The following is a 4,080-nucleotide window of genomic DNA, read 5'->3' as shown; positions in this document are numbered from 1 at the left end:
GTCTCCGACTCCTTGGTCGCCTCTTCGACGAGCCGGGCGATCTGCGCCTTGGCGGTGCGGGTGCGCTGCTCGTTGACCGATTCGGCCGACGACAGCTGCTTGGCGGCGGACTCCTTCGCCTCCGAGAGCAGCTTCTCCGACTCGGCGCGGGCCTCGCGGAGCTTCTCCTCCGCCTGCTGGAGCCGCTGTTCGGCGGCGCGGCTGAGCTCCGCGGCCTGCTGGCGGGCCTGGTCGGACTCGGCGGTGGTCGTCGAGCGCAGCTGCTCGGCGTGGGTGGTGGCCTCGTGCGCCTGGCTCGACGCGGCGTTCAGCAGCCGCTCGGCGTCCTTGCGGGCGCGCAGCAGGATCGCCTCGGCCTCCGCGCGTGCGGTCTCCGCCTCGCTGCCGAGCCGCCTGCGGGCCTCCTCCGCGATGCGGGCGGCCTCGGCGCGGGCGGCGGCCAGTGCCTGCTCCGCCTCCGCGCGGGACTCCTCGAGGAGCCGATGGGCCTGCGACTCGGTGCGGGCCCGCAGCTGCTCGGCCCATGCGACGTTCTCGTTGACGTGCGACTCGACGGTCTGGCGGCGCTCGGCCAGCTCCTGGTCCAGACGCTGCCTGCGCTGGACGGCCTCGGCGTGCAGTTCCGCCTGGAGCCGGGCCTGGTGCTCCGCGTGCTCCTGCAGGATCCGCTGGGTCTGCGCGCGGGCCTCGCGCAGCTCGCGCTCGGCGTCCTGCCGGAGCTGATCGGCCTGGATCTGCGCGTTCCGCAGCAACTGCTCGGCCTGGTAGCCGATATCGGCGCTGTCGTAAGCCGGACGGGAGGCGAGATTGCGCCGCGCCTCGTGGAGTTTGGCGCGCAATACCTCGACCTGGTAGCCGAGGTCCTCGGCATGCTGGACGGCCTTCTCCCGGTCGGTCTTCAGCCGGTCCATCTCGGCTTCGAACCGCGAGAGGTGGTCGTCGTCAGCTCGGTGGCTCTCCTGGCGTTCGTAGCCCCGCACTGCGCGGTCCCATCCGTCCCCTGGTCGCAACTGTCTCCAAACGAGCACCGTTCGCCGGCGAACGGCCCCCCGGGGAATGGTGACAGATCAACGACGGAGACGCGGCACGGCCCCGACCCGGCCCCGGCCCGGAACGGCCCACTCTACCGGGCCGGGAATCCTTAGGGTCAGTGCTCCGTTGCAGACGTGACGAGTTCGGTGAGTACGCCGTGGCAGTCCTTCGGGTGGAGGAAGGTGATACGCGAGCCCATCGAGCCGATACGCGGCTCGTCGTACAGCACACGCACGCCCTTGTCGCGGATGTTCTGCGCGTCCGCGTCCACGTCAGCCGTTCCGAATGCGATGTGGTGAACACCTTCACCGTTCTTGGCCAGCCACTTTCCGACCGCGGAGTCCTCCCGGGTCGGCTCCAGGAGCTGGAGGTAGGAGGCGCCGCCGTCGGACGTCTCATTGATCTTGAGCATGGCTTCCCGTACGCCCTGCTCCTCGTTGACCTCGGAGTGGAACACCTCGAAGCCGTACGTGGCCCGGTAGAACTCGACAGTCTTGTCGAGGTCGAAGCAGGCGATCCCGATGTGGTCGATTCGCGTCAGCATTTGACCAGTGCAGCGCCCGGCGGCCGGTTACGCAACGTGCGCGCGATCACACCGGCGGCACGGTGACCCGGAGCCGTACCGCTCAGTACATTTGAGTAAACCCTCGTTCACTCCTCAGCTGCGGCTGGAAGGGGATCGTGCTCATGTCTGGAAAGACCGGCAACACCTCCGTGATCGTCGCGGGAGCCCGCACGCCCATGGGCCGCCTGCTCGGCTCGCTCAAGTCCTTCTCCGGCGCCGACCTCGGCGGCTTCGCCATCAAGGCGGCGCTCGACCGGGCGGGCATCGGCGGAGATCAGGTGCAGTACGTGATCATGGGCCAGGTGCTCCAGGCCGGCGCGGGCCAGATCCCCGCCCGCCAGGCCGCCGTCAAGGCGGGCATCCCGATGAACGTCCCCGCGCTCACCATCAACAAGGTCTGCCTGTCCGGCCTCGACGCCATCGCGCTCGCCGACCAGCTGATCCGCGCCGGCGAGTTCGACGTGGTCGTCGCCGGCGGCCAGGAGTCGATGACCAACGCGCCGCACCTGCTGCCGAAGTCCCGTGAGGGCTACAAGTACGGCGCGATCGAGATGCTCGACTCGATGGCGCACGACGGCCTGACCGACTCCTTCGAGAATGTCGCCATGGGCGAATCGACGGAGAAGCACAACACCCGCCTCGGCATCCCGCGCGGAGTGCAGGACGAGATCGCCGCGCTCTCCCACCAGCGGGCCGCGGCCGCCCAGAAGAACGGCCTCTTCGAGGCGGAGATCACGCCCGTCGAGATCCCGCAGCGCAAGGGCGACCCGGTCCTGTTCTCCAAGGACGAGGGCATCCGCCCGGAGACGACGGCCGAGTCGCTCGGCCGGCTGCGCCCCGCGTTCGCCAAGGACGGCACCATCACCGCCGGCACGTCCTCGCAGATCTCGGACGGCGCCGCCGCCGTCGTCGTGATGAGCAAGGCCAAGGCGGAGGAGCTGGGCCTGGAGTGGATCGCGGAGATCGGCGCCCACGGCAACGTGGCGGGCCCCGACAACTCGCTCCAGTCCCAGCCGTCCAACGCCATCAGGCACGCCCTGAAGAAGGAGGGCCTGGAGGTCTCGGACCTGGACCTCATCGAGATCAACGAGGCGTTCGCGGCCGTCGCCCACCAGTCAATGAAGGACCTCGGCGTCACCCCGGAAAAGGTGAACGTGAACGGTGGCGCGATCGCGCTCGGCCACCCGATCGGCATGTCCGGCGCCCGTGTGGTGCTCCACCTGGCGCTGGAGCTCAAGCGCCGCGGCGGCGGCGTCGGTGCGGCGGCGCTGTGCGGCGGCGGCGGCCAGGGCGACGCTCTCATCGTCCGCGTCCCCGCGAAGTAAGCAGGCGTAGCAGCAATCCGGGCGCCGAAGCCCGTACGCGCAGAACGATCGGAGCAGCACGATGGTGGACGTAGCCCAGCTGGTCGCCCAGGCGAGAGAGGGCCGGCCGCGCGCCGTGGCCCGGCTGATCTCACTCGTGGAGGGGGCGTCGCCGCAGCTCCGTGAGGTCATGGCGGCGCTGGCCCCGCTGACCGGCGGCGCGTACGTGGTGGGCCTGACGGGCTCGCCGGGCGTCGGCAAGTCCACGTCCACCTCGGCGCTCGTCTCCGCCTACCGGAAGGCCGGGAAGCGGGTCGGCGTCCTCGCCGTCGACCCGTCCTCGCCCTTCTCGGGCGGGGCGCTGCTCGGTGACCGGGTCCGTATGTCGGAACACGCCTCCGACCCCGGCGTCTACATCCGCTCCATGGCCACCCGGGGCCACCTGGGTGGCCTCGCTTGGGCGGCGCCGCAGGCGATCCGCGTCCTGGACGCGGCCGGCTGCGACGTCGTCCTGGTCGAGACGGTCGGCGTCGGCCAGTCGGAGGTGGAGATCGCCTCCCAGGCCGACACGTCGGTCGTGCTTCTCGCGCCCGGCATGGGCGACGGCATCCAGGCCGCGAAGGCGGGCATCCTCGAGATCGGCGACGTCTACGTCGTCAACAAGGCGGACCGCGACGGGGCCGACGCGACGGCCCGGGAACTCAACCACATGCTGGGCCTCGGCGAGTCCCGGGGGCCGGGGGACTGGCGCCCGCCGATCGTGAAGACGGTCGCCGCGCGGGGCGAGGGCATCGACGAGGTCGTCGAGGCGCTGGAGAAGCACCGGGCGTGGATGGAGGAGCACGGCGTCCTCTCCGAGCGCCGCGCCCGCCGGGCGGCGACCGAGGTCGAGACGATCGCCGTCACGGCACTGCGGGAACGCATCGGCGACCTGCACGGCGACCGGCGCCTGGGCGCGCTGGCGGAGCGCATCGTCGCGGGCGAACTGGACCCGTACCGGGCGGCGGACGAACTGGTGGCGGGGCTGACGCAGTCGTAACCGGGCTTTCCCGGGCCGCGCGCGGCGCGGTCCCGCCCGGCTCCGCCGGGCCCGGCCCAGGCGGGCTGGATTTCGCTGCGCGAAATCAGCCTCGCCGGCGTTTGAGGCGCGGGGGTCCGGTGGGGGTCCCCCCACGCCGC

At 71.4% G+C, this 4,080-nt stretch carries 3 protein-coding genes and 1 pseudogene; 2 read left to right on the top strand and 2 right to left on the bottom strand.

Annotation, left to right across the window (positions count from 1 at the left end; genetic code table 11):
- Both ACWGH4_RS31085 and mce read right to left on the bottom strand, forming a co-directional pair.
- Nucleotides 1-980: pseudogene (locus ACWGH4_RS31085) on the bottom strand (hypothetical protein); the annotation flags it as partial.
- 167 nt (nt 981-1,147) lie between these two features.
- On the bottom strand, nt 1,148-1,576 hold the full coding sequence (gene mce, locus ACWGH4_RS31080; protein ID WP_441266138.1) for a methylmalonyl-CoA epimerase: 429 nt from the start codon (nt 1,574-1,576) through the stop codon (nt 1,148-1,150).
- A gap of 143 nt (nt 1,577-1,719) precedes the next feature.
- Here mce and ACWGH4_RS31075 point away from each other — a divergent pair, with 143 nt between their 5' ends.
- Nucleotides 1,720-2,922, top strand: a complete 1,203-nt coding sequence (locus ACWGH4_RS31075) for an acetyl-CoA C-acyltransferase (protein ID WP_441266137.1) — start codon at nt 1,720-1,722, stop codon at nt 2,920-2,922.
- 61 nt (nt 2,923-2,983) lie between these two features.
- On the top strand, nt 2,984-3,940 hold the full coding sequence (gene meaB, locus ACWGH4_RS31070) for a methylmalonyl Co-A mutase-associated GTPase MeaB (RefSeq protein WP_453466773.1): 957 nt from the start codon (nt 2,984-2,986) through the stop codon (nt 3,938-3,940).
- The last annotated feature ends 140 nt before the right edge of the window (nt 3,941-4,080 follow it).

The sequence above is a fragment of the Streptomyces sp. NPDC054847 genome, assembly GCF_053610925.1.
This window is presented reverse-complemented; position numbering and strand designations above follow the sequence as displayed.

Coding starts and splice junctions, on each gene's coding strand:
- mce (WP_441266138.1), bottom strand. CDS start 1,576: ATGCTGACGCGAATCGACCACATCGGGATCGCCTGCTTCGACCTCGAC.
- ACWGH4_RS31075 (WP_441266137.1), top strand. CDS start 1,720: ATGTCTGGAAAGACCGGCAACACCTCCGTGATCGTCGCGGGAGCCCGC.
- meaB (WP_453466773.1), top strand. CDS start 2,984: ATGGTGGACGTAGCCCAGCTGGTCGCCCAGGCGAGAGAGGGCCGGCCG.